Here is a 24,769-nt window from a genome sequence, read left to right on the forward strand (position 1 = left end):
CGGACACCCCATCCCGTCGGGCCTCCATTGGTACATGACATCAGCGTCCACCCCCCCACTACTGTCGAGTGCGCAGCATTGTTGAAGTACACATAGGTCGTTTGGTACGCAGGTGGAAGCGCATTAGCCCATACGGCGCCACTTGCTGCAACGGCCAACCCAACCAATGCCGCTGTGCATGCAACTTTTTTTGCACGAAATTTCATCTCTACTCTCCGTTTAGTTGATGAATCTCATCCAATGACAAAACGAATATTTCGAAACGCGCACAAATGGCGATATGCGCCTCATGAAATTAAAGCGAAGACACAAGGGATGTCAACAAACGTCACGTCGATGTGAAACCAAGCACCATGAAAAAGTTGTACCTGTGGAGCAATCGAAAATCTTATCGCACCACTTTGCGCAATTTGATTTAAATCCGCACGAATTTACGGCACACAAAGAAATCACGCAGGTGCCAGCAGCGCGTCCAGGTCGTCTTGGTCGAAGCTGAGCTTCTCGCGGCTGCCGCCGCCTTCGAGCACGGCTTCGGCGAGTTCGGCCTTGCGCGCCTTCAGCTCCTCAATGCGCTCCTCCACCGTGCCCGCGGTGATGAGGCGGAACACGAACACCGGCTTGTCCTGACCGATGCGGTGCGCGCGGTCGCTGGCCTGCGCCTCGGCGGCGGGATTCCACCACGGGTCGTAGTGGATCACGGTATCGGCAGCGGTGAGGTTGAGGCCGACGCCGCCGGCCTTGAGCGAGAGCAGGAACAGCGGTACTTCGCCCTGCTGGAACTGCTGCACCGGCGTAGCGCGGTCGCGCGTTTCGCCGGTGAGGGTAACGTAGGGGATGTGGCGGCGATCCAGCTCCTGCGCGATCAGCTTCAGCATGCCGGTGAACTGCGAGAACAGCAGCACCTTGCGGCCTTCGTCGAGCAGCGGCGGCAGCATGTCCATCAGCAGCTCGAACTTGGCCGAACCCTGCACACCGCGCGCGGCCTCCAGCTTCACCAGACGCGGGTCGCAGCAGACCTGGCGCAGCTTGAGCAACGCGTCCAGCACCACGATGCCCGAGTGCTGGATGCCGCGCTGGGCGATCACTTCGCGCAGCTCCTCGGCCAGCGACAGCCGCAGGCCTTCGTACAGTTCGCGCTGGCGGCCTTCCAGCACCACGCGGCGGGTGATCTCGGTCTTCGGCGGCAACTCCGACGCCACCTGCGCCTTGGTGCGGCGGAGGATGAAGGGCGCGAGGCGGCGGTTGAGGCGCTGCTGGCATTCCTCGTCGCGCTGCTTCTCGATCGGCACGCGGTAGTAGCGGCGGAACGCGTTCTCGTCGCCCAGCAGGCCGGGCACGGCAAGGTCCACCTGCGACCACAGTTCGCCGAGGTGGTTTTCCAGCGGCGTGCCGGTGAGGCAGACATGGCGGCGCGTGCGCAGGCTGAGCAGGGCACGACGCGCCTGCGTGCGCGGGTTCTTCACCTGCTGCGCCTCGTCGAGCACGATCAGCGCGAACGGCTGCTTGCGCAGCGGCAGCACGTCGCGCGGCAGCAACGCGTAACTGGTGAGCACGATGTCCTGCGCGCCGAGCTGGGCGAAGGCTTCCGCACGCTGCGGGCCGTGCAGGGTAAGCACCTTGAGCGCGGGCGCGAAGCGCGCGATCTCGGCCTGCCAATTCGGAATCAGGCTGGTAGGCACCACAATCAGTGCGGGCTGGTTGAGCGCGCCGGCTTCCTTCAGCGCAAGCAAATGGGTGATGAGCTGCAGGGTCTTGCCCAGCCCCATGTCGTCAGCCAGCACGCCACCGACGCCGGCTTCCGCCAGTGCGTTCAACCAGCGCAGGCCTTCGCGCTGGTACGGCCGCAATTCCACCGTGAGGCCGGCAGGCACGACGTCGCTGGCACGTTCGGCGGCATCGCGCAGGCGCGTGGTGAAGCCGCGCAGCGTCTCCGGCGCTTCCAGCGCGCCATCGCTCGGCAGCGCCTGTGCCAATTCATCCAGCCGCCCCGCCTGCACGCGCGGCAGGTGCAGCTTGTTGCGTGGTTTTTCCAGGTATTCGGCCAACGGGGCCAGCAGGCCACGCAGCTCCTTGAGCCGCACCGGCACGCGGCGACGCTCGTCCACCGGCGCATACCACACGGCGTCTTCCGGTTCGTTCGGTGCGGGGCTCAGATTGAGCTGATGGTCGGCCAGCGCCTGCGCCACCGCAGGCAACAAGTTGTGGCGCTTGCCTTCCAGCTCGATGCCGATTTCCAGGTCGAAGGCATGGTCGTCGGCATCTTCCGCCGCCTGCCCGTACCAGCGCACCGGCCCTTCCAGCACTTCGAACGGAAAACTCGGCGCGTACTCCAGCACGAAGCCGTCGGCTTCCAGCTTGGGACGCAACGCCAGCCAGCGCGCCGGCGTGTTCACTTCCAGCGCGCCGGCGTGGCCGGTGCCGGGGAACAGCCAGGCGTCGTCGGGCAAGGTGTCGGCCATGTCCCACGGCAGGCCTTCGGTATCCACGGCTGGCGTGAGGCCTGCGCGCTCGAGGTGTTCCATGGTGGCGAGTTCTTCCGCGCGGCGACGCGCGATCTCCACCAACTGGCCGTTGCGCACGCGGCGCACCAGCGGCTCGCCGCCGCGCCCAGGCAGGCGCTCGCCGGCGTAGTCGAAGGAGAGCCTCGCCCACGCCAACGGCGACGTACCGGCCGCAAGGCGCGCGTGGCGGGTCAGCGCATGCAGGGTCAGCACCGGCTTGGGTGCCAATTCCGCACGCTGCAATTCGTCGAACACCTGCGGCGGCGGGATGCGCGCGGCCAGCCGGCTGCCCGGCAGGGCCTCGGCCAGGCTGCGGCCGTAGTCGTGCTTGAGCGGCGGCAGATCCAGCCACGCCGTCTCTTCGGGCGCGGCTTCCAGGTGTCCCAGCGTGGCGTGCTCGGCGTCGAGATACCACAGGCCGTCGATGCGCAGCAGGCGCTGGCTGTGCGGCAACTGCGGCAACAACCGCTGGCTGCCGTCCGACTCCAGCTGCCAGTGCCAGTTGAGCGCATGCGCGCGGCCCCGCGACAGCCTTAACCCGGCCAGGCCTCCGAGGAAACAGGGCGCGGTATCCAGCAGCTCGATCAGCAGACTGTCGCCGACATGGCCGCCCAGGCGCGCGTAATTGCGGCTCTTGCGCTGGCTCTGCGGCAAACCGAGCACGGCGGCGGCGAGCCGCTGCTCGTGCGGCGGCAGTGGCGCCTGCACCAGCAGATGACCATCCAAGGGCGTGGGCCGCAGATAGCGACCATGCTCGCCCACCGCCAACAGCACCGGGGCCACGTCGAGGTGCGCCGCGGCGGCGCCGTCGTCCGGCATCACCTCGAGGAAAAAGCCCAGCACGACGGACTCACCACTGACCGGCGCCTTGGGCGTCTCCAGCAGATGCCGCCAGGTCGTCGGCAGGTTGCCGACCGAAGTGGCGCGTGGTTTCCCGTCCGGCTGCTGCATGCGCATGCGCCCCGTGGCGACGACCAAAACGCCGAGCTTAGCAGGCGGATTGCCTATGGGAACGCATTGGCTGCACGACGGATCGACACTCGATCAAGCGAGACTCTGCCTATCATCCCGGCGCAGGCCGCGATCCAGTGGCTGTGCGGCTTGGACGAGCACCGGATGAGCCGCTTCGCTCGCCCCTTTGGGGCTGCCCTTTGGGCGTTCCGCGCGCGGAGCACTCGTCCGGCCTGCGCCGGAATGACGAGCTACAAGCAAGCCACACGCGCAGCCAGGGTCAGGCGTTGCCGAACAAGCCGTGCGGGTATTCGGGCTTCTGCTCTCGCGCCATCAGCATCTTCAGACCCTCCGCGGGCGTGACTTCGCCGTGCAGCACGGCGCGCACGCCGGCACTGATGGGCAGGTCCAGCGCATGCTGGTCGGCCAGGCGCGCCACCTCGTCGGCGGCGAGCACGCTTTCCACCACCTGGCCGATCTGGCGCACCGCCTCGTCGATGGCGATGCCTTTGCCCAGCGCGAGGCCCAGCCGGCGGTTGCGCGAAAGATCGCCCGTGCAGGTGAGCACCAGGTCGCCAAGGCCCGAGAGGCCGATCAGTGTTTCCGGCCGTGCGCCCAGCGCCACGCCGAGGCGCAGCATCTCGTTCATGCCACGGGTGATCAGGCCGGCGCGGGCGTTGAGGCCCAGCGCCATGCCGTCGGCGATGCCGGTGGCTACCGCCAGCACGTTCTTCATCGCGCCGCCGAGTTCGGCGCCCAGCATGTCGCCACCGGTATAGGCGCGCAGGTTGGGAGCGTGCAGCAAGTTGGCGACGCGCTGCGCGCAGGCGGCGTCTTCCGAATGCACCGTAACCGCACTGGGCAAACCGGCCGCGACTTCCTTGGCGAACGAAGGACCGGTGATGACCGCCGCCGGATGGCCCGGCAGTCGCTGCGCCACCAGCTCGTGCAGGAAACGCCCGGTGCCCGGTTCGAAGCCCTTGGTGGCCCAGACCAGCGTGGTGCCGGGAGCCAGCAGGGGCGCCACATCATCCAGCATCGCGGCGAATGCATGGCTGGGCACCACCAGCAATACCACGGCGGCGTCACGTACGGCGGCGGTCAGATCCGGCTCGTAGCCCAGCGCCGCGGGCAGCTCGATGCCCGGCAGGTAGCGCTGGTTGCAGCGCGCCGTGGCCATCGCGGCCAGCGCGCCGGGGTCGCGTCCCCACAGCCGCGTCGGCACGCGATTGCGTGCCGTGAGCGCGGCCAGCGCTGTGCCCCAGGAACCGGCACCGAGTACCGCCAGGGTCGGATGCTGCGTCATGCAGGGCTCAGCTGTTGAGCTGGAACGGTGCGTCCCCGCCGCCGGCCATGCGACGCTGCTGTTCGGCGTACAGGGCGTCGAAGTTGATCGGCTGCAGCAGGAACGGCGGGAAGCCGCCCTCCAGCACCATCGAGGAGATCACCTGACGCGCATAGGGGAACAGCAGGTTCGGGCAGTAGCTGCCGATCACGCCGGAGAGTTCGTCGGCGCCGAAGCCGGCGATGCCGAACAGCCCGGCCTGCTCCACCTCGGCGAGGTAGGCGGTACGCTCGCCCAACGTGCAGGTCAGCGTGACGCTGAGCACCACCTCGTACAAGCCGTTGCCCAGATCCATGGCCTTGTGGCCCAGGTTCAGCTGCACCTGCGGCGCGGCCTGGTCGGGCTCGCCGGAAAATTCCTGGAAGATCTGCGGCGCACCCGGCACCTCGAAGGAAACATCCTTCACATAGATCTTCTGCAGCACCAGCTGCGGCATGCCGCCCTGCGCGCTGGACTGGCCGTTGGAGGCGACTTCTGCCATGGGAATCCTCGATGGTTCTGGCGTCAAAAGAGCTTGATTGTTTCATACCTGCCGGCCGCATGCACCCGCGGTCGATCCGATGGATTGCGCACGAGCCTGTTTTTGCTGGATAATGCGCGGCTCACCATGCCGACCCGACTCCGTTCGGGGAGTCCGCCACGCGATGCGGACCTCGCGGCGAAGCAAGCGCAACACCCTCCAGCATCGCGTGGCGCAAGGCGCCGCTGGGCCGATGTCGCCCTGGCCAACGGGCGGTCAACAGAACATTACGGAGCTCATCATGGCCCGCATTTGCCAAGTCACCAAGAAGGGTGTGCAGACCGGCAACAACGTCTCGCACGCGAACAACAAGACCCGCCGCCGCTGGCTGCCGAACCTGCACGAGCGTCGCTTCTGGGTCGCCAGCGAGAACCGCTGGGTCAAGCTGCGCGTTTCCAACCACGCGCTGCGCACCATCGACAAGAAGGGCATCGAGGCCGTGATCGCCGAGCTGCGTGCCCGCGGTGAGAAGGTCTAAGGAGAACAGTCATGGCTAAGGGTGCAAACGACAAGATCCGCCTGATTTCTTCGGCCGGTACCGGCCACTTCTACACCACGCAGAAGAACAAGAAGAACACGCCGGAAAAGTTCGAGTTCAAGAAGTACGATCCGGTCGTGCGCAAGCACGTGATCTACAAGGAAGGCAAGATCAAGTGAGCAACGATCCAAGCGCCTTGCGCTTGGATCATCGTTGCTCATCCCGGCGAAAGCCGGGATCCAGTGAAGTACTCAAAAGCCCGCCGCCAGGCGGGCTTTTTCATGCTCCCGCCAAACGTCATCGCTTGCCCCCGGCCAGCGCCCCCCGGAAGATCGCATCCATGCCATCTTCCACCGCCCTGTTCCGCACCCTGCTGCCAGCCGCCGACTGGCCGCGGCTGGGGGCCGCCGTGCAACACATGCACGCCGAAGGCCGCATCGTCCAGGCCAGCGGCAAAGCCGATGTCACCGGCGCAAGCCACCTGGCCGCCCGCCTGCTTCGGCGCGTGCTGACCCTGCCCGAACCAGGCGCGGGGCAAGCCATCACCGTCACCATCGAACGGAATGTCGCGCACGAACGCTGGAGCCGCCGTTTCCGCCGCAGCAGCATGTGCTCGATGCTACGCGCCGGCACCGATGGACAATTACACGAACGACTCGGCCCCGTGACCCTTTGCTTCACCCTGCACTGCGACGACGACGCGATCAAATGGCAACTGCAAGGCGTGCGCCTGCTCGGACTGCCGCTGCCGCGCGCCCTCTGCGGCACGGTGCTGTCGCGCAGCGGCATGCGCGGCGGCCGTTACGCCTTCGACATCGACGTGCGCCTGCCGCTGGTCGGCCGACTCGTCGCTTACTGCGGCTGGCTGGAGATCGATCATGTCGCCTGAGGCCGCGCCACCTCCCGAACATCCCGTCATCGTCTTCGACGGCGTCTGCGTGCTCTGCGGCCGCTGGGTGGACTTCATCCTGCGCCACGACCGAGCCGGGCGCTTCCGGCTGGCAGCCATGCAGGGGCAGCAGGGACGCGCCTTGCTCATCGCGCACGGCCTGTCGCCGGACGATCCGGTGTCGTTCCTGCTGGTCGACCAGGGGCAGGGCTACAGCGACACCAACGCCATCGCTCGCGTGCTGGGCCAGCTGGGTATGCCGTGGCGAGCGGCGGGCACGACGCTGCGCTTGATCCCCCGCTTCCTGCGCGACCCGGCCTATCGCTGGATCGCCCGCCACCGCTATCGCCTGTTCGGCCGGCGTGCGCACTGCCGCTTGCCGGAGCCGGACCAGGCGTGGCGCTTCATCGACTGACCGGCATCGTCCGGATACCGGTACGCAACGCGAAGCCGTCGAACCCTTCGACGATCTGCTCCAGCGTGAGCAGGCCCATGCAGGGCATGGCGCCCGTGGCCTCCACCAGGCCGTCCGCCAGCCGGCGCGCGAGCACGACCGCCGGGGTCACCGGCACCTGCGGCCCGTCGCCCTCGGCCGCGTCCAACCACCAGCACAAATGCAGCGGCCTGCCTTGCCCGTCGGTGCCGCGCAATTCCACCGCCATGCCGCCGACATCCGAACCGAAGCGCATGAACCGCTCGCTCACGCGCCGCAATGCGGGGGCATGTCGCGCAAGGTCGCGGATGAGCCCGAACCGCACCAATACGCCCAGGCCCCAGGTGGCCCATTGCAGCAGGGGCAGCTCCAGGCCCGCGCGGAAGACCACCGAAAGCACCTGCGGATAACGTGCAGGGAACAACTCCAGGTCCGGAATATCGCAAATACCCACGCGGCGGTACCCGAACGGAAACCACTGGCGCCGGCTGTCCAGCCAGCCATGCGCCACTTCCCAACGACCAGCGCGCCAAAGCCGGACGGGCCGTCCGCAATAGCCGAGGATGGACGCGACCGTGGCATCGCCACGCGGCGTGCGGTTGCCGGGATTGATCGCATGCTCGATGGTGTCCAGCGCGCCGAACTCCGGCAACAACGCATCCACGACGGCCGAACTCAGCGCCGGAACACTGGATGCGCCGCTGACCAGCAGGTACCCCTCTCGGCGCGCGCGTTCGTCGAGACGGGAAAAGCCGCTGACGAAATCGCGACCGTCGGCAAGATCGACGTAATCGCTACCGGCATCGATACATGCCTCAGCGACCCGATAGTCCTGCCCCTGGAACGGCCCGGCAGCATGGATCACCAGCTGCGGCCGCAATGCGGCCAATTCCGCCGGAAAATCCGCGGCCGCCGTGTCCAGCGCATGGATACGCACGCGCGCATCGCCGATGGTCGCACGCAACTCTTCCAGCATCGCCACGCGACGCCCGGCCAGCAGCAGCTCGAAGCGTTCATCGTGCGCAAGCCTTGCCGCGATGCGCGAACCGAACACGCCGGTCGCGCCAAGAACGACCACCCGCAACCCCATCCTTAGTCTTCCCGTTTATGCGCCATGGATCCCTGGAGCTTGCCACGGGTGCGCCTCCACGGAAAAACCGACGCAGTACACCGCCATGCCGCAGCGGCGTTATCTTGCCTATCCGGGCGATATCGCCCGCGTCGGAGGAAACCGCCATGAACCGTCGCATCGTTCTGCATATGCTGCTTGCCGCCCTGACGCTGCTCGGAGCGCCGGCGATGGCGGGAAACGCAGCATCCACCAATGTCACCGTCACCTACGACCACCCCGAGCAGTTCACCGAAACGCACAAGCTGCGCTCGCTGGCGCCCCAGCTTGACGACGACGATTACCTGAAGGTGTTGAAGTCGTACATCGAGAACCGCGCCAGCAGGATGCTGCCGCCGGGCGATCGCCTGGCCATCGCGGTAACCGACATCGATCGCGCCGGCAATTTCGAGCCGTGGCGCCCCGGTCCGTTGCACGAGGTGCGCATCGTCAAGGACATCTACCCCCCACGCATCGATCTGCGCTTCCAGTTGCTCGACGCCGACGGCAAGGTGCTGCGCGAAGGCACGCGCAAGCTGCGCGACCCGGCTTTCCTCTCCGACAGCATCAACACGTCGGAGACCGACAGCCTGCGCTATGAGAAGGCGTTGCTCGACCGCTGGCTGCGCAAGGGGCCCGACCAACTCTGAAGCCGTGCGTTTGTCGTTGCGCCAAAGCAGAAGGCCCGCCATTTGGCGGGCCTTCGTTTGCGAAGCGTGGGCGGATCAGGCAGCGACCGCGTAACCCTTGAGGCGGCCGGCGAAATCCTGCAGCGTGCGGATGCCGCTCTGCTCGGCTTCGACGATCCACTGCTGCAGGCCCTTGAGCGCCTGCTCAGCACCGCGCTGCTCCATCAGGATGGCGAGACGGTTGCGGAAGTCGCATACGGTCTGCAGGGTCGGGCGCTTGGCCAGCACGGCCTGCAGCTTGCTGCTGTTGTCGGTGTCGAGCCAGCGCCCACCATCAGCCAGCGCGCGACGCAGGCGGCGCGGCACGGCCTTGATGTTTTCGCCGGCTTGCGTGGCTTCCTCGCGCAGCGTGGGCACGATCACGTTGCGGTAGTAGTCGGTCATCGCCAGGAAGCGATGGGTGAGTACGGCCTTGAGCGTCTCGGCGTCGGGCAGCGGTACGTTGGGGCGCACATCCAGGGTGGGCGCCACGCGCAACACCTTGGCCAGGCCCATGGCACGGAAGGCGCAGATCGCCGCCCAGCCGATGTCGAACTCCCACTTGCGCAGCGCGAACTTGGCCGAGCTTGGGAAGGCATGGTGGTTGTTGTGCAGCTCTTCGCCGCCGATCCAGAAACCCCAGGGAATCAGGTTGCGCGAAGTATCGGCGCTTTCGAAATTGCGGTAGCCGGCCCAATGGCCGACGCCGTTGACGAAGCCCGCGGCCCAGAACGGAATCCACACCATCTGCACGGCCCAGATCGCCGCGCCGATCACGCCGAACAGCGCGAGGTCGACGATCAGCATCAGCGACGGACCCCAGTACGGGTGCGCGCCGTAGACCTTGTGCTCGACCCAGTCGTCCGGCGTGCCACGGCCGTACTGCTGCATGTCTTCCTTCGACGCACACGCGTCGCGATACAGCGACACGCCGTCCCAGAACACCTTCTTGATGCCGAAGATCACCGGGCTGTGCGGGTCTTCCTCGGTCTCCACCTTGGCGTGGTGCTTGCGGTGCACCGCCACCCACTCCTTGGTGACCATGCCGGTGCTGAGCCAGCCCCAGAAGCGGAAGAAGTGCGCCAGCGCCGGGTGGAAATCCACGCCGCGATGGGTCTGGCTGCGGTGCAGGTACAGCGTCACCGTGAAAATGGTGAGCTGGGTGACCACCAGCAGGTAGACCAGCATGCTGACCCAACTGGCGTGGGTCAGGCCGTGGGACAGGAAATTAAGCACGGAATCGAGCATCGGGACGGGACTCGGGACGGGTTCTAAAGTGCAGTCTAGGCGAGGGTTTGCCGTACTCGCCAGCATGTTGCACGGTGATCGGACATACTAGGTGACGGTCACTTGTGATTTCGTTAACCGTGACCGTCGCAGGTTGTGTGAAACCGGGGCCGCGTCGACAATCGCGGGATGACCGCCGCTCAAGCCGCCACACCTCCCGTCCTGCAACTCGAACAGGTCGCCCGCCGCCGCGCCGGCCGCGCGGCAGTGCAGGATCTCAGCCTCAGTCTGGCGCCCGGCCAGGTACTTGGCTTGCTGGGGGTCAATGGCGCCGGCAAGTCCACCACGCTGGCGATGATTGCCGGTGCGCTGCGACCGGACAGCGGCTCGATCCACCTGAACGGCGACGATTTCCTGGAACAACCCGAGCTGGCACGGCGCCTGATCGGCTGGCTGCCTGAACGTGCACCGGTATGGCCGGAACTCACCGTGACCGAACACCTGGACGCCCACGCCCGCCTGCGCGGCCTGCGTGGCGACGCCTTGCGCGGGGCACGGGAAGCCATCGTCGAACGGCTGGAACTGTTGCCGCTGGCGCGCCGGCTGGCGGGTGCGCTCTCGCAAGGCCAGCGTCAGCGTCTCGGACTGGCCTGCGCTTTGCTGCATCGCCCTGCCCTGCTGGTGCTGGACGAACCGGCGAATGCGCTGGACCCGGTGCAGGTCGGCGCGCTGCGCAAGCTGATCCGCGAACAGGCCACCGCAGGCACGGCGGTGATCCTCTCCACGCATGTGCTCGTCGAAGTCACCGCGGTATGCGACCGCGTGGCGATCCTGCACGAAGGACGCCTCCGCCACGAAGGCCCGGTGCGCGCCGACGATCACGCCGCATTGGAGCGTCGCTTCTTCGAGATCGCCATGCAGGCGCGCGCTGCATGAGTCTCGTCGCCATGTTCCGACTCGAGGTACGCCGCCTGCGCGTGCAGCCGCTGGCGTGGGTGTTGCTCGCGCTGAGCCTTGCCTGGCTGGGCTGGGGTTTCACCCGCCTGCTTGGCGATTTCCTCGCGGGCGAGATCAAGCGCGCCGCATTGCCGGACGGCCCGGGCTACGTGGACCTGGTCGCCGTACCGCTGCTGGGCCAGCTCGCGCAGCTGGCGTTTCTGGTAGTGCCGCTGCTCGCCATGTCCACCCTCGCCGGCGAGCGCCGCAACGGCACACTGCCGCTGCTGTTCGCCGCAGGCGTGCCGGCATCGCGCATCGTGCTCGGCAAGTATTTCGCGCTGCTGCTGTGGCTGCTGCTGTGGCTGCTGCTGACGCTGGCCATGCCGCTATCGCTGGCGCACGCCACCACACCGGACTGGGGCAAACTGGCGGCCGCCACACTGGGCATCGCCCTCATGCTGGCCGCACTGACCGCACTGACCGTAGCGGCTTCCGCCTTCACCCCCCATCCCGCCCTCGCTGCCGTGCTGGGCCTGTTGATCGGCCTGGCGTTGTGGACGGTAAACCTCGGCGCGCAGATGGCCGGCCTCAACGGCGGTGCGATCAATTGGCTGGCGATGAGCACACACGAGCAGAACCTGCTGCGTGGGCTGGTTTCCACCACGGACATCCTGTGGTTCGTACTGCTGATCGCGGTGTGCCTCGCACTCGCCGCGCGCCGCCTCGCTGCCGACAGGGAGCGCGGCTGACATGAAACTTTCCAGACGCCTGGACGGCTGGTTGTTCGCCCTGCTGTTGCTGGCCGGTGCGGGCGCGCTCGGCTTTTTCAGCGCGCGCTATGCGCATGTTTCCGACTGGACGGCCAACGGCCGTCTGAGCCTGTCGCCGCAGAGCCGCGCGGTGCTGGCGAAGCTGGCCGGGCCGGTCGAGATCGTCAGTTACGCCAGCCCGCAGGGCGACCTGCGCGCACAGGTCGCCGCCTTCCTGCAGCGCTACCAGCAGGCCAAGCCCGACCTCGCGCTGCGCTTCGTCGACCCGCAGCAGGATCCAGCCAGGATGCGCGAGCTGGGCATCGCCGTAGATGGCGAGCTGATCCTGCACTATCACGGCCATGAGCAGCGATTGACGGAACTTTCCGAAAGCGACGTGACGAACGCGCTGGAGCGCCTGATCCGCGGCAACGACCGCATCGTGGCCTTCGTCACCGGCGACGGCGAACGCCTGCCTTCCGGCCAGGGCGACGCGGACATGGCTGCACTGATGGACCAGCTCGCGCAGAGCGGCCTGCGTGCCGTGCCACTGAGTTTCGCGCAAGCCGTCGCCGTGCCGCAGGGCACCGACCTCGTGGTGCTGGCCAGCCCCACTTCCGACTTGCCCACCGGTGCGGCGAAGGCGCTGGTGAACTACGTGCAGGATGGCGGCAACCTGCTGTGGCTGCGCGATCCCGCGAACGATGACCTCGGCCTGAAGCCGCTGGCCGATGCGCTTGGCGTGCAGGTGCTGCCAGGCGTACTGGTGGACGGCAGCGGCGCCGCGCTGGGTCTGGCCGATCCGCGTCTGCTGGCCGTGGCGCAATATCCGGCCAACCCGGTCACGCTCGGCTTCCAACTCGCCACGCGCTTCCCGCAGGTCGCGGCGCTGGCGCGCACCGGCACGGGTGGCTGGACGGCAACGCCCATGCTGCGCTCCAGCGCGCAGAGCTGGACGGAGTTCCACCCCATCGACAACGCGCACCCCACGGCCATCCGTTACGACGCCGCAGCCGGCGAACTCAAGGGGCCGCTGGACTTCGGTTTCACGCTGGCACGTCTCTCGCCCAGTCCGGACAAGCGCGAGCAGCGCGCGGTGGTGGTCGGCGACGGCGATTTCCTTTCCAACGCCTACCTCGGCCAGGGCGGCAACCGCGCGCTGGGCGAGCGCATCTTCAACTGGCTGCTGGGCGACGATGCGCTCATCGACGTGCCGCGCGAAGGCGTGCCCGACCGCGTGCTGCGCATCGGCCAGAGTGAACTCGATGCCGCCAGCCTTGGCTTCATGGTGGTGCTGCCGCTGCTGCTGCTCATCGCCGGCGGCCTGATCGCGTGGCGCCGCCGCCGCGCATGAAGCGGGCCGTGCGCTCGCGCCTGTTGATGTTGATCGGCGCTACCGCGCTGGTCGCGCTGGCGCTGTGGCAATGGCAAAGCGATGCACGCAAGGCGCCGGGCAAGCTGCTCACGCTCGATCCGGCGGCGATCACGCAAGCGACGCTGCAACTCGGCGATGGAGCCCCGGCCCGTTACACGAAACGCGACGGCCACTGGTGGCGCGGAGATGGCCAGCGCGCAGACGACCGCTATCTCGAAACGCTCACCGAAGCCGCTGCCGCGCCCGTGCTGGAATGGCGTGCCGCCGGCGAATTCGATGCCTCGAGAATCGGCCTTTCCCCGCCCAAGGCCGTGCTCACGCTGGACGGCCAGCGCCTCGCCTTCGGCGCGGTGTCCGCCACCGGACCGCAGTGTTACGTGCGGGTGGATGGGCGCGTGGCGCTGGTATCGCTGCGCTTCATGCCGCAGGCGCCACAGCAGAAGCAACAAGACCTCGGGTTGCACTGATGCCCGAATTGCCTGAAGTCGAAACCACCCGTCGCGGGATAGCACCGCATGTGGTCGGCCGGCGCGTCACTTCGGTGACGCTGCGCCGCCCCGACCTGCGCTGGCCGATTCCACCCGAGGTTTCCGAGCTGCTGCCCGGCCAGCGCATCGAGTCCGTCGAACGGCGTGCAAAATACCTGCTTCTGCACACGCAGGTGGGCAGCGCGCTGCTGCATCTCGGCATGAGTGGCATGCTGCGCGTGCTGCCGCCGGATGCGCCACTCGGACCGCACGACCATGTGGACATCGCGCTGGATCGCGGCGTGCACACCGGCCCGCGCGTGCTGCGCTTTACCGATCCGCGCCGTTTCGGCTGCTTGCTGTGGCAAGCGCCCGGCAGCACGCATGAGCTGCTCGCGAAGCTCGGCCCCGAGCCGCTCACCGACGCCTTCGACGGCGACCTGCTCTGGCACCTCTCGCGCAACCGCAGGGCGGCGGTGAAGCTGTTCCTGATGGACAACGCGGTGGTAGTGGGCGTGGGCAACATCTACGCCAGCGAGGCGCTACTCGCCGCAGGCATCGACCCGCGCCGCGAAGCCGGCAGCGTGTCGCGCGCCCGCTACGCGCGGCTCGCCGCCGAAGTGAAGCGCATCCTCGCCCACGCCATCGAGCGCGGCGGTACCACGCTGCGCGACTTTCTCGCTCCCGACGGCGCACCGGGGTATTTCTTCCGCGAGCTGATGGTCTATGGCCGCGAGGGCGAGCCGTGCAAGGTCTGCGGCACGGCCATACGGCAGACGGTGCTGGGCCAACGTTCCACGTTCTGGTGCCCGCGCTGCCAGCGCTGATCGCCCAGCGTTTCCCAAAGGAAACGGTGTAACCACGGATTGCCGGCTACCCGCCGCCGCGCAGCGCGCTCAAGATAAGCGCCATCCCGAACACGTGCATACGACCGGAACGCTCCAGCGTTCCGCGGGTTCGGCTTTTCTTTTTACGGAGCAACGTCATGAGCAACGCCGTGATCGAACACCTCAAGAAGCGCCGCACCCAGTACGCGCTGGGCCGCAACGTGAATGTGGACAAGGACGCGCTGAATCGCCTCATCCAGGAGGCCATCAAGCACACGCCGTCCTCGTTCAACTCGCAGAGTTCGCGCGCCGTGATCCTGTTCGGCGAACAGAGCGTGAAGTTCTGGGCGCTGGCGAAGGAAGCCCTCGCCAAGATCGTGCCGTCCGAGGCCTTCGCGCAGACCGCCGCCAAGCTGGACAGCTTCGCTGCCGGCGCAGGCACCGTGCTGTTCTACGAAGATCAGGACGTGGTCAAGAGCTTGCAGGAGAAGTTCGCACTGTATGCGGACAATTTCCCGGTGTGGTCCGAGCAGTCGGGCGGCATGGCGCAATTCGCGGTGTGGTTGGCGCTGACCGACGCCGGCATCGGCGCCAGCCTGCAGCACTACAACCCGCTGGTGGACGATGCCGCCCGTGCGACATGGGACGTGCCAGCCTCGTGGAAGTTGCGTGCGCAGATGCCGTTCGGCTCGCACGAAGGCGGCTTCGGCGAGAAGCCCTTCATGGACGACAGCCAGCGCTTCATCGTCGCCGGCTGATCGCTTTTCTCCCCGCCGTTGCCGGGCGGGACAATCAAAACCGTCATTCCGGCGCAGGCCGGAATGACGGGCAAGATGGCTGCAAGGCTGCTCAGAACGGCCAGCGGAACTCCACGTGCAGGTTGTTGAACTCCGGATCGTCGAGGCTGCCACCCGGACGCGCGACCAACGCTTGCTGCATGCCTTCCACTTCCAGCGCCTGGCCCGCGGCGAAACGGGTGCCCAGTGCCTGCATCTCCACCAGCTTCTCGCACAGCACGCCAGCACGATCCAGTTCGTGCGCAGGTATCTGGCGGAAGCTGAGGTCGGGACGGCCGAACTTGCGCATGCCACGCGTGTGCACCCAGGAGCGATCGCTGCCCGGCTCGTCGCTGCGCAGGATCAGCACGTGGTTGCGCGGCGGCGCGCCGCCCGGCACCAGGTAACGTTCGCGCCACGCCGCGGCATCGAACAGGCCCATGATCTGCGGGTCGAGGATCACGCGGCCGCCGATATCCAGCAAGGCGGCGAGCACGCCCAGCGTATCGCGCAGGTAATCGAGGCTGGGACTGTCCTTCAGCTGGCCGCGCACCACCAGCACTTCGGGCGCGATGCGCGCCTGCTCGTATGCATCGGGCGCCTCTTCGCGCAGGATCTCGCCCAGCGTGCCGGACAGCGGGTAGCCCTCCCACTTGCGCAGTTCCAGGTTCTGGAAGCGCCGGAGGTCCACGCCGCCAGGCAGACCGGGGCTACCGTAGCGGCGCGCAGGGATGACCAGCTCCTGCGGATCGAACTTGCCGAACACGAAGAACTGCAGCAGCACGTCCTCATCGGCGCCGGGCTGCCAGTACGGTCGCGGCCACTCGGGGGTCTGGGCGGTTTCGCTCATGGGTTTTCCTGCGTGAGGTTCGTTTCGAAAAATCCGCAGCCTGCGGCTTTCCCTATCAGTCGTGGCCACCCAGGGGGAGCACGCTCTGCTGCAACTCGATACGGCCGCGGCCCTCGGTGATCTTCTTGAATTCGGCGCGACTCACCGAGACATAGCGGTCGTTGCCGCCAATCTCAACCTGCGGCCCTGCGGTGACCGCACGACCCTGCCCGTCCACGCGCACCACCATGGTGGCCTTGCTCCCGCTGTGGCAGATGGTCTTGATCTCCTGCAGCTCATCGGCCCAGGCGAGCAGATAACCACTGCCCTCGAACAGCTCTCCGCGGAAGTCGGTGCGCAGGCCATAGGCCAGTACCGGCACGCGCAGCCTGTCCACCACGTCGGTGAGTTGCCATACCTGCTGCTTGGCGAGGAACTGCGCCTCGTCCACGAACACGCAGTTCAGCATGCCGTGCGCAGCGATATCGGCCTCGACCAGCGCGAGCAGGTTCTCGTCGCTGCCGAAGCGTCGTGCATTCGCCTTCAGGCCGATGCGCGACGCCACCACACCTTCGCCGTAACGGTTGTCCAGCGACGGCGTGAGGATGAGCGTGCGCATGCCGCGCTCGTGGTAGTTGTACGCGCTCTGCAGCAGCGTGGTGGTCTTGCCGGCGTTCATTGCCGAGTAATAGAAGTAGAGCTTGGCCATGTCGTTGCGCCAGATGCCGGGTCGTGCATGGTAACTCGCCGGCCGGTATCCGGCCGCTCTGCTACCATCGGCCGCCGCCTCACGCCTTGTCCCGCTCCATGCTCAACCCGCAACAACAGGCCGCCGTCGAACACTGCGACACGCCGCTGCTGGTGCTGGCCGGCGCGGGCTCGGGCAAGACCAGCGTCATCACGCAGAAGATCGCCCACCTGATCGGCCGGCGAAAGTTGGCGGCCTCGAAGATCGCCGCGATCACCTTCACCAACAAGGCCGCACGCGAGATGCGCGAGCGCGTGGGCAAGCTGGTGTCCACCGAGGACGCCGCCGCACTTACCGTCTGCACCTTCCATGCGCTGGGGCTGAAGTTCCTGCAGATCGAGCACGCGCGCGCCGGCCTGCGCCGCGGCTTCTCCGTGCTGGATGCCGACGACAGCGAAGGCATCGTCAAGGAACTCGCGCCCAAGGGCGCGAAGCCCGACGTGCTGTTCAACCTGCGCAACCTGCTGAGCCGCGCCAAGAACGCCGGGCTCTCTCCCGAGGAAGCATTGGCCTCCGCGCGCAGTCCGCGCGAGCTGGAGGCGGCGACCATTTATGAGCTTTACCAGGCGCGCCTCGCCGCCTTCAACGCGGTGGATTTCGACGACCTGATCCGCCTGCCGCTGCGCATCCTGGAAAGCGACGACGAATGCCGCGCTGCCTGGCGCGAACGACTGCGCTATCTGCTGGTGGACGAGTACCAGGACACCAACGACGCGCAGTACCGCCTGCTGAAGGCGCTGACCGGCGAGCGCGGCGGCATCACCTGCGTGGGCGACGACGACCAGAGCATCTACGCCTGGCGCGGCGCCAACCCCGAGAACATCGACCAGCTCGGCCGCGACTGGCCCAATCTGCGCGTGATCAAGCTGGAGCAGAACTACCGTTGCGGCAAGCGCATCCTGCGCGCGGCGAACGCCCTGATCGCCAACAACCCGCACAGCCACGAGAAGAAGCTGTGGAGCGAGCATCCGGAAGGTGCGCCGATCCGCGTGCTGGAGTGCAAGGAGGCGGAGCACGAGGCCGAGAAGGTGGCAGCGCTCGCCGCTACGCTGGCGGAGAAACACAAGGCGCGCTGGCACGACATGGCCATTCTCTACCGAGGCAACTTCCAGGCACGGCCGCTGGAAAAGGCGCTGCGGCTGGCGCGCGTGCCCTACCACCTTACCGGTGCGCTTTCCTTCCTCGACCGTGCCGAGGTGAAAGACCTGCTCTGCTACCTGCGCCTGCTCGCCAACCCCACCGACGACGCCGCCTTCCTGCGCGTGGTGAACGTGCCGAAGCGCGAGATCGGTTCCACCACGCTGGAAAAGCTCGGCCAGCTTGCGCAGTCAAGGCATTGCTCGCTGCTGGAGGCCACCCGCAGCGACGGCGTGCTGCGCCAGCTCACGCCGCGCCCGGCCGCTGCGCTGGCCGCATTCTCCGGACTGCTGGACGAACTGCGCAGCGCTTCGCTGCACGAGAGCGCGGCGGATCTGGTCGAACGCATCCTCAAGCGCACCGGCTATGCGGCACAGCTTGCCGCCAGCACGCCGGACGCCAGCGTGCGCGAGCGCAAGCTCGGCAACCTGCGCGAACTCACCGACTGGTTCCGTGCCATGCAGAAGGGCGACAGCGCCGGCGACCTCGCCGCCCAGCTCGCCCTGCTCAGCCACGCCGACCGCGACGACCCAGGCAACGCGGTGCGCATGATGACGCTGCATGCCGCCAAGGGCCTTGAGTTCCGCTTCGTCTTCGTCGTCGGTTGCGAGGACGGCACGCTGCCGCACGACGGCGCCATCGACGAGGGCCGCATCGACGAGGAACGCCGCCTGATGTACGTGGGCATCACCCGCGCCAAGGAACTGCTGACGCTGTCGTGGTCGGCCAAGACCAGGCGCTACGGCGAGGTGCACAGCAACCAGCCCAGCCGCTTCCTGCACGAACTGCCGCAAGCCGACCTGCACTGGCAGGGCAAGGACCCGGAGGCGGACAAGGAGGCCGTGCGCGAAACCGCCGAATCGCACATGGCGCGGATCAAGGCCATGCTCGCCGGCACCTAGTTGACGCGCGGGCGCAGCCCTTTCATTGTGTCGGAAGCGACCGGTTGCCTTCTTATTCCGCCGGCGCCAAGGGGATTGCCGTGATCGATTCGACCCGGGCTTACAGCAAGCTCGTCGCCGCCTTCAACCAGAACGACTGGCCGCGCGTGCAGCAGCGCGTCACCCAATTGCTTGCCGTTACGCAGAACGATGCGAGCGTGCATTTCATGGCCGGCGTGGCCTGCATGTGCATGCATCAGATGCCGAGGGCGCTTGAGCACCTGCTGAAAGCCACCCATCTGGAGCCGCGCCGCGTCGAATACGTTGCGCAATACGCCTGTGCGCTGTCACTGACGCGCCGGTTCCGCGAAGCACGGCTGGTCGCGGATCGCGCGATGACCTTGTCGCCCAACGATGTGCAGACTCTGGGCACGCTGGGCACCGTGTACAAACAGGCCAATGCGCACGTGCAATCGGCCAACGCGTTCCGTCGCGCCGTGGCATTGGCGCCCGAGCAGGCGATCCACCATCTCAACCTCGCCTACGCGCTGAACTCGCTCGGCGACGCCGAAGGCGCCGAGCAGGAACTGGAAACCTGCGTGCGGCTCGAACCGCGCCATTGGTACGCGCACCTGTTGCTTGCCCAGCTGCGGAAGCAGACCACGGAACACAACCACGTCGAACGCCTGCACGAACTGCTGCAGCGCCACGGCCACGATCCAGGCGCGGACCTGCTGCTCAACGTCGCACTGGGCAAGGAGTATGACGACCTCGGCGACTACCCGCCCGCATTCGAGCACTACTCGCGCGGCAAGGCCGCCGGCCGACGCATACGGCCCTATGCGTTCACACGCGACGAGGCGATGTTCGAGGCGCTGCATAGCGCGTTCCCCTCCGCCGACGCCGAACCCACGATGGCGGGCGATCCCACGAACGAACCGATCTTCATCATCGGCATGCCGCGCACCGGCACAACCTTGCTGGATCGCGTGCTTTCCAGCCACCCCGAGGTGCGTTCCGCCGGCGAACTGCAGAACTTCCCCACCCTGCTGCAGCGCGCCTCCGGCTGTCCCACCGCCTTGCTGAGCGAGGCGGACATCGCCGCGCGCACCCGCCACATCGACTGGCGCCAGCTCGGTGCGGCCTACCTCGCCAGCACGCGGCCGGTAAGCGGCGAAACGCCGCGCTTCATCGACAAGATGCCGCACAACTTCCTCTACGCCGGCTTCATCGCCCGCGCGCTGCCGAATGCGAAGATCGTCTGTCTGCGCCGTGACCCGCTGGACACCTGCATCGGCAACTTCCGCCACTTGTTCGACCAGGAGTCGGGTTTCTACGACTACTCCTTCAACCTCGACGACATCGGCCGCTACTACATTCAGTTCGATCGCCTGATGGCACATTGGCGCAAGCTGTTCCCCGGCCGCATCCATGAAGTGCAATACGAGGCGCTGGTGGAAAACACCGAAGCCACCACGCGCGAACTGCTGGAGTTCTGCAAACTGCCGTGGGACGACGCCTGCCTGCGCTCCGAGGACAACACCGCACCGGTCAACACACCCAATGCATGGCAGGTTCGCGCACCGATCTACGGCCGCGCCATCGGCCAATGGCGCCGCTACGAGCCCCAGCTGCGCGACCTGCGCTGGCGACTCGCCAGCGCAGGCATAGGCACGGCGGACTAAGTCGCCGCATATGTTGAAAAGCGAAGCCCTCCGCAAGGGCGGGCTTCGTGTGGTATGGGCGCAACGTCTCGATCAATTGGTCCTGGCGCCGAATTTCCAGTCCGCCTGCAACATGATCTCGCGACCGTACACGTTGTAGTTCGAAGTGTTGTAGTACGGGAAGCTGGTCGCGAATGTAGGATCTTTGGGCGGCATCTTGTTCAGCACGTTGTTGATCAGCATCGAAAGGCTCAGACCCTTGATGGCTGGGGGCGCGTAGCTCAGGCTCCAGTTCCAGGTGATCCACGACGACACCTTTCCGGCGCCCGGGTAACTCGGGCCATCGGTCATAGCGGTGTTGTTCGGCGTCGGCCCGTAGCGATGCCAGTACAGCGTGCTGGACCAAGTGTCGTCGTGCAGCGACCAGTTGAGCGCGCCGGTGGCGATGCTCTTGAATTCGGAGCTGTACAGCGGATTAGCCAGCATGTTGATAGGCATGCTGCCCGCGTAGATCTGGTACTGATGCTTCAGCATGTCATTGTAGTCAAACTGCAAGCCGAACGTGCCGAAGGGAGTCGGGTCAAACCGGTACTTGGCCTCGGCTGTCACCGAGTCGGTCACCTCGTTAGAAACGTTGACGTAGTACTGGGTGATGGTGGATACCTGATCAGTCAACGCATTGCGCTGCACCTGGCTCTCCACTTGACTGCACAGGCTGGGGTTGTTCATCGTGCCGAGCAGGCACTGCGCATCCTGACGCATCATCAAGTCGGTGGACTGCGGCGCGATCTCGTTCTGGATGGCGATATGCAGGAAGTCGGCGCTGAAGCTGATGTTGCTGGTGGGCGACCATACGAAACCACCGGTCCAGCTCTGCGCGGTGGTCGGCTTCAGGTTCTTGTTCGAAAGCAGCGTCCCCTGTACTTCTTCGGAGTAGTTGGCGCTGCAGTTCTGGTTGCCTCCGTTCTTGGCGCACAGGTAGTAGTCGATGATGCTCTGGTAATTGCCGCTGGGGCCGAGGAACAGCGCCGACATATCCGGCGCCAGGAAGGAAGTGGCGTAATTGCCGCGTAACAGAAGAGTTTCGAACGGACGGTACTCGATTCCCGCCTTGTAAGTGAACTTGCCGCTGCTGCTGCCGCCGTCCGCCTTGTAGCGGTCGTAACGGCCGGACAGATCGACGGTGAGCTGCCTGAACACAGGCAGGTTCAACTCGAACGCCGACCCTTGGTGGTCGCGCACGCCGCCGCCGCCGGTACCGGTCAAGCCCCAAACGTCGCCGTTGGCGATCAACGGGCTGAGCGGCTCGTACCACGCTTGGTTGCCACCCTCCACCAGGAAGGCGAAGCCAGCGTTGCCGCCCGGCAGCGCGAACAGGCTGTCGTTGCTGATCGTGGCGCGGGTGTTATTGATCCAGGTGTTGCTGAAGGTGGTGATGTTTTGCATGAAGCTAGCGAGTTGAGCGGTCGTCAGCGGCGTGTAGAACGCCTGGTAGTTCGGGTTGTACATGTTCAACCCGGTGTTCGGGTCGACGCCCACCACTGGACCGAGAATGCTGTTGAAGTAGGCATCCACAGGCGCCGCCATGCGTTCGGGCGAGCTTTCGTCAGTGCGGTCCCCCGAGCGCAGGTAGTAGATATCCCAGTTCCAGTTCGAGTCGCCAAAGGTACCGTTGGCACCGATGTCGGCCTGGTACATGAAGTCGTCCTGGATACCCAGCTGGTTGTAGTAGTTGTTACCTACCTCCTCGGGGCCGAACACACGCTCCGGATAGAGGATGTTGGTGGTGCTGGCATCTTCGATCAAGCCGTACGGGTAATCGATGGGCCCCCACCAGTTGAAGTTAGAGCCCGGAGTCCATCGCTGCTGCTGGAAGTCAGCCAGGATGTCACTGTAAAGGCGCACGTAATTGTTGACGTCGTAGCGCAACTTCAGCATGCCGTCGTAGCTGCGGCTCTGGTTTTGCAGCGTGGTATAGCCTAATACGTTCTTGGAACCGCAATAGGTGCCGGTGGGCGGGTTGGCCGCAGTGCCGATGTACGGCGTGTCGTAGGTGGTGCCATGGAACAGGCCACTCATGGCTGCGCAGTTGTCGGTCGGGCTTAGGTAGCTCAAGGTCGAACCTGTGTAGGTGCCGTCTTCGATGCTGCCGTAGTTGTAGATTTTCGCCACGGTGACGGGCGTGGGATTGGTGGCGGTCAGCGATCGCTGATACGCCCACATCGGCGACTGGTTGTCGAACTCCAGCGAACCCAGCACATTGAGCTTGCCATAGTCGTGACCGAACGAAAGCGTGATGTGCTGCTCGGCGCCGCCGCCGCCATCGTAGTTGCCGGTGCGTACGAATACTTCAGCGCCATCCATGTGCTGCTTGGTGACGATGTTGATCACGCCGGCGATAGCCGCCGAACCGTAGATCGATGAACCGCCGCCTGGGATCACATCCACGTGGTCGATCATCGAAAGCGGGATGTTGGAGATGTTGGTGAAGTTGCTCTGGCCGTTGTAGAGCTGGCCAAACTGAGTGATCGGCTTGCCATCAATCAGGGTGAGTGTGTATTCCGGGTTCAGTCCGTACAGGCTGACCACCTGGGCGCCTTGCGTGAAGCCGCCACTGGCTTGCGGCCCTTGCACGGAACCGGTGGCTTGCACCACGTTCTGCAGCACCTGCGCCACGCTAGTGAAACCGCGCGCCTGGATGTCTTCGGCCGTGATCGTGTAGGTGGGCGTGGCCGTCTGGATCTGTGCGTTGTTGATCAGCGAGCCACTGACCACCACGGCATCGAGGCGCTTTGCCTGCTTGTCCTGCAAGTTGCCGCTCGTGGACTGGTCGCTGCCGGATGATTGCTGGGTAGTGCCTTGCGTCTGACTCGATGAATCCTGCTGCGATTGTCCGGCCGCATGGGAAACCGGCACGACACCGCATGCCAAAGCCGTCACCACGGCAATGGTCAATTTCGACTTCATCATTTTTTGATTCTCCCCAAATCAGTAATTGGAATCCGACGTGCAATCGGCCGGATATCACGCACAGGCGCATCGATTAGCTGATGCGAAAAGCTGCCAACCTCCCTCCAAGGTCAGCAAGGCGTGCGCAAAAGGTTTATCACGGGTTTTAACATCATCGCAACATTTATCGCCCGCATTTGATCGCAGGACTCACTTTATATTGCGAATTGTTGCGCAATATTTTACGTCGCGAATTCTTCAAATTAGATGCTTCTGTTCCAGCTCACCCTTGAGATAGGCGTAATACACCGGGGCAGCGATTACACCGGGCAGACCGAAGGCCGCTTCCAGCAGCAGCATCGCCACCAGCAACTCCCACGCAGCCGCATGGATCTGCGACCCCACGATGCGTGCGTTGAGGAAGTACTCCAGCTTGTGGACCAGTATGAGGAAGCCCAGTGCGGCGATGGCTACGCCCAGCGAAACCGACAGCGCGGCGATGGTGACGGCAGTATTGGAGAGCAGATTGCCGACCACCGGCAGCAGGCCGACGATGAAGGTGATCGCCACCAGCGTCTTGGCCAGCGGCACGTGGATGCCCAGGACCGGCAGCACGCCAAGCAGGAACACCGCGGTGAGCGCGGTGTTGACCAGCGAGATCTTGATCTGCGCGAATACGATGTCATGGAACGCACCGGCAAGACGCTGGCAGCGCTGGCCCAGCGCCGCCGCCAGCGGCCCCACCTGATGCGCGGGGCGGGTGCGGCTCAGGGCCACAATGGCTCCCAGCACCAGACCGATCAAAATGTGCACGGATATGCGCGCCGCGCCCCTGCCCGCCGTCTGCAGGGTCGTTGCGTGTTTGCTGGCCAGTGCAGCCAGGCCGTCGCGCAGATCGTCCACGCTGTCAGGCAGGTGGTCGACCAGCATCGCCGGCAATTGCTGACGTGCCTTTTCCACCAGCGGCATCAACTGCTGCTGCCAGAGCAGGTCGGGGTTGCCCAGTTCGCTGCGGAAGAAGCTGATCGCACCGAGGATCAACAGCACCAGCAGACCCACCACCACGGCCCCCAGCACCGCCACCACCACCATCCGCGCACGATCGCCCGAGATGCGCCGCCCCAGCAACGGCGTTGCCGCCTGCACCAGTTCGTACACCAGCAGGCCCGCCAGCAACGCGGAAAGCAGATGCAGATGCAGTACCAGCCACAGCATCACCGCCGCCAGCACGTAGCTGGCAACCTGGATGACGGACGAACTGGCTCGCGGAGCGACGAACTTCGGATCGTTCATGCGGCTTTCGGCAGG

At 65.9% G+C, this 24,769-nt stretch carries 22 protein-coding genes; 13 read left to right on the forward strand and 9 right to left on the reverse strand.

The features are described 5' to 3' along the window. Positions 1-449 precede the first annotated feature (449 nt). The 3 genes from IHE49_RS05520 to secB all read right to left on the reverse strand — a co-directional run bounded on the left by IHE49_RS05520 (position 450) and on the right by secB (position 5,278). On the reverse strand, positions 450-3,452 hold the full coding sequence (locus tag IHE49_RS05520) for a DEAD/DEAH box helicase (RefSeq protein WP_192155727.1): 3,003 nt from the start codon (positions 3,450-3,452) through the stop codon (positions 450-452). Positions 3,453-3,732: 280 nt separating this feature from the next. Further along, a complete protein-coding gene (locus tag IHE49_RS05525) occupies positions 3,733-4,758 on the reverse strand; it encodes an NAD(P)H-dependent glycerol-3-phosphate dehydrogenase (protein ID WP_192155728.1) in 1,026 nt (341 codons plus the stop codon). Positions 4,759-4,765: 7 nt separating this feature from the next. Beyond that, a complete protein-coding gene (secB, locus tag IHE49_RS05530) occupies positions 4,766-5,278 on the reverse strand; it encodes a protein-export chaperone SecB (RefSeq protein ID WP_192155730.1) in 513 nt (170 codons plus the stop codon). Between the two features lie 280 nt (positions 5,279-5,558). Here secB and rpmB point away from each other — a divergent pair, with 280 nt between their 5' ends. The 4 genes from rpmB to IHE49_RS05550 all read left to right on the forward strand — a co-directional run bounded on the left by rpmB (position 5,559) and on the right by IHE49_RS05550 (position 7,099). Further along, positions 5,559-5,795 carry a 50S ribosomal protein L28 gene (gene rpmB / locus IHE49_RS05535; RefSeq protein WP_192107688.1) on the forward strand — a complete coding sequence of 79 codons (237 nt, stop codon included), beginning with the start codon at positions 5,559-5,561 and terminating at the stop codon, positions 5,793-5,795. 11 nt (positions 5,796-5,806) lie between these two features. Continuing rightward, positions 5,807-5,974, forward strand: coding sequence for a 50S ribosomal protein L33 (gene rpmG / locus IHE49_RS05540; RefSeq protein WP_181303365.1), 168 nt, complete (start codon positions 5,807-5,809; stop codon positions 5,972-5,974). Between the two features lie 161 nt (positions 5,975-6,135). Further along, positions 6,136-6,684: a DUF4166 domain-containing protein gene (locus tag IHE49_RS05545; RefSeq protein ID WP_192155732.1), complete on the forward strand. Its 549-nt coding sequence runs from the start codon at positions 6,136-6,138 to the stop codon at positions 6,682-6,684. Further along, positions 6,674-7,099: a thiol-disulfide oxidoreductase DCC family protein gene (locus IHE49_RS05550; protein ID WP_192155734.1), complete on the forward strand. Its 426-nt coding sequence runs from the start codon at positions 6,674-6,676 to the stop codon at positions 7,097-7,099. Before IHE49_RS05545 ends, IHE49_RS05550 begins: the two co-directional genes overlap by 11 nt. Here the strand turns inward: IHE49_RS05550 and IHE49_RS05555 are convergent. Further along, positions 7,089-8,207, reverse strand: a complete 1,119-nt coding sequence (locus IHE49_RS05555; protein ID WP_192155736.1) for a saccharopine dehydrogenase NADP-binding domain-containing protein — start codon at positions 8,205-8,207, stop codon at positions 7,089-7,091. The genes IHE49_RS05550 and IHE49_RS05555 overlap by 11 nt on opposite strands. A 146-nt stretch (positions 8,208-8,353) precedes the next feature. Between IHE49_RS05555 and IHE49_RS05560 the strand changes: the two genes are divergently transcribed. After that, the gene (locus IHE49_RS05560) at positions 8,354-8,875 is read left to right on the forward strand and encodes a DUF3016 domain-containing protein (protein ID WP_192155738.1); all 522 of its coding nucleotides are present in this window, start codon (positions 8,354-8,356) and stop codon (positions 8,873-8,875) included. Positions 8,876-8,950: 75 nt separating this feature from the next. On the opposite strand, the gene IHE49_RS05565 is transcribed toward IHE49_RS05560, so the two are convergent. Then, positions 8,951-10,141 carry a fatty acid desaturase gene (locus IHE49_RS05565; protein ID WP_192155740.1) on the reverse strand — a complete coding sequence of 397 codons (1,191 nt, stop codon included), beginning with the start codon at positions 10,139-10,141 and terminating at the stop codon, positions 8,951-8,953. Between the two features lie 168 nt (positions 10,142-10,309). On the opposite strand from IHE49_RS05565, the gene IHE49_RS05570 reads away from it, so the two are divergent. The 6 genes from IHE49_RS05570 to IHE49_RS05595 all read left to right on the forward strand — a co-directional run bounded on the left by IHE49_RS05570 (position 10,310) and on the right by IHE49_RS05595 (position 15,235). After that, a complete protein-coding gene (locus tag IHE49_RS05570) occupies positions 10,310-11,056 on the forward strand; it encodes an ABC transporter ATP-binding protein (RefSeq protein WP_192155742.1) in 747 nt (248 codons plus the stop codon). Beyond that, a complete protein-coding gene (locus tag IHE49_RS05575; protein ID WP_192155743.1) occupies positions 11,053-11,808 on the forward strand; it encodes an ABC transporter permease subunit in 756 nt (251 codons plus the stop codon). Before IHE49_RS05570 ends, IHE49_RS05575 begins: the two co-directional genes overlap by 4 nt. 1 nt (position 11,809) lies before the next feature. Further along, positions 11,810-13,162: a GldG family protein gene (locus IHE49_RS05580; protein WP_192155745.1), complete on the forward strand. Its 1,353-nt coding sequence runs from the start codon at positions 11,810-11,812 to the stop codon at positions 13,160-13,162. Next, complete coding sequence (locus IHE49_RS05585) at positions 13,159-13,650, forward strand: hypothetical protein (RefSeq protein ID WP_192155747.1); 492 nt, start codon at positions 13,159-13,161, stop codon at positions 13,648-13,650. Before IHE49_RS05580 ends, IHE49_RS05585 begins: the two co-directional genes overlap by 4 nt. Continuing rightward, positions 13,650-14,477, forward strand: coding sequence for a bifunctional DNA-formamidopyrimidine glycosylase/DNA-(apurinic or apyrimidinic site) lyase (gene mutM / locus IHE49_RS05590; RefSeq protein WP_192155749.1), 828 nt, complete (start codon positions 13,650-13,652; stop codon positions 14,475-14,477). The genes IHE49_RS05585 and mutM overlap by 1 nt, the downstream gene beginning before the upstream one ends. Before the next feature lie 158 nt (positions 14,478-14,635). Beyond that, on the forward strand, positions 14,636-15,235 hold the full coding sequence (locus tag IHE49_RS05595; RefSeq protein WP_192155751.1) for a nitroreductase family protein: 600 nt from the start codon (positions 14,636-14,638) through the stop codon (positions 15,233-15,235). A 91-nt stretch (positions 15,236-15,326) separates the two neighbouring features. Here IHE49_RS05595 and IHE49_RS05600 read toward each other — a convergent pair whose 3' ends face one another. Continuing rightward, on the reverse strand, positions 15,327-16,103 hold the full coding sequence (locus IHE49_RS05600) for a hypothetical protein (RefSeq protein WP_192155753.1): 777 nt from the start codon (positions 16,101-16,103) through the stop codon (positions 15,327-15,329). Between the two features lie 55 nt (positions 16,104-16,158). Further along, positions 16,159-16,791 carry a thymidine kinase gene (locus IHE49_RS05605; protein ID WP_192155755.1) on the reverse strand — a complete coding sequence of 211 codons (633 nt, stop codon included), beginning with the start codon at positions 16,789-16,791 and terminating at the stop codon, positions 16,159-16,161. A gap of 98 nt (positions 16,792-16,889) precedes the next feature. Here IHE49_RS05605 and IHE49_RS05610 point away from each other — a divergent pair, with 98 nt between their 5' ends. Together IHE49_RS05610 and IHE49_RS05615 are read left to right on the forward strand one after the other, a co-directional pair. Beyond that, positions 16,890-18,869, forward strand: coding sequence for a UvrD-helicase domain-containing protein (locus IHE49_RS05610; RefSeq protein WP_192156082.1), 1,980 nt, complete (start codon positions 16,890-16,892; stop codon positions 18,867-18,869). Between the two features lie 80 nt (positions 18,870-18,949). Continuing rightward, positions 18,950-20,533, forward strand: coding sequence for a sulfotransferase (locus tag IHE49_RS05615; RefSeq protein WP_192155757.1), 1,584 nt, complete (start codon positions 18,950-18,952; stop codon positions 20,531-20,533). A 72-nt stretch (positions 20,534-20,605) separates the two neighbouring features. Here IHE49_RS05615 and IHE49_RS05620 read toward each other — a convergent pair whose 3' ends face one another. Both IHE49_RS05620 and IHE49_RS05625 read right to left on the reverse strand, forming a co-directional pair. Then, complete coding sequence (locus IHE49_RS05620) at positions 20,606-23,482, reverse strand: TonB-dependent receptor (RefSeq protein WP_192155759.1); 2,877 nt, start codon at positions 23,480-23,482, stop codon at positions 20,606-20,608. Positions 23,483-23,719: 237 nt separating this feature from the next. Further along, entirely contained in the window at positions 23,720-24,754 is a 1,035-nt protein-coding gene (locus tag IHE49_RS05625; protein ID WP_192155761.1) for an AI-2E family transporter, read from the reverse strand. Between the last annotated feature and the right edge of the window lie 15 nt (positions 24,755-24,769).

This window comes from Rhodanobacter sp. 7MK24 (assembly GCF_014842995.1).
Classification (GTDB): Bacteria; Pseudomonadota; Gammaproteobacteria; order Xanthomonadales; family Rhodanobacteraceae; genus Rhodanobacter_A.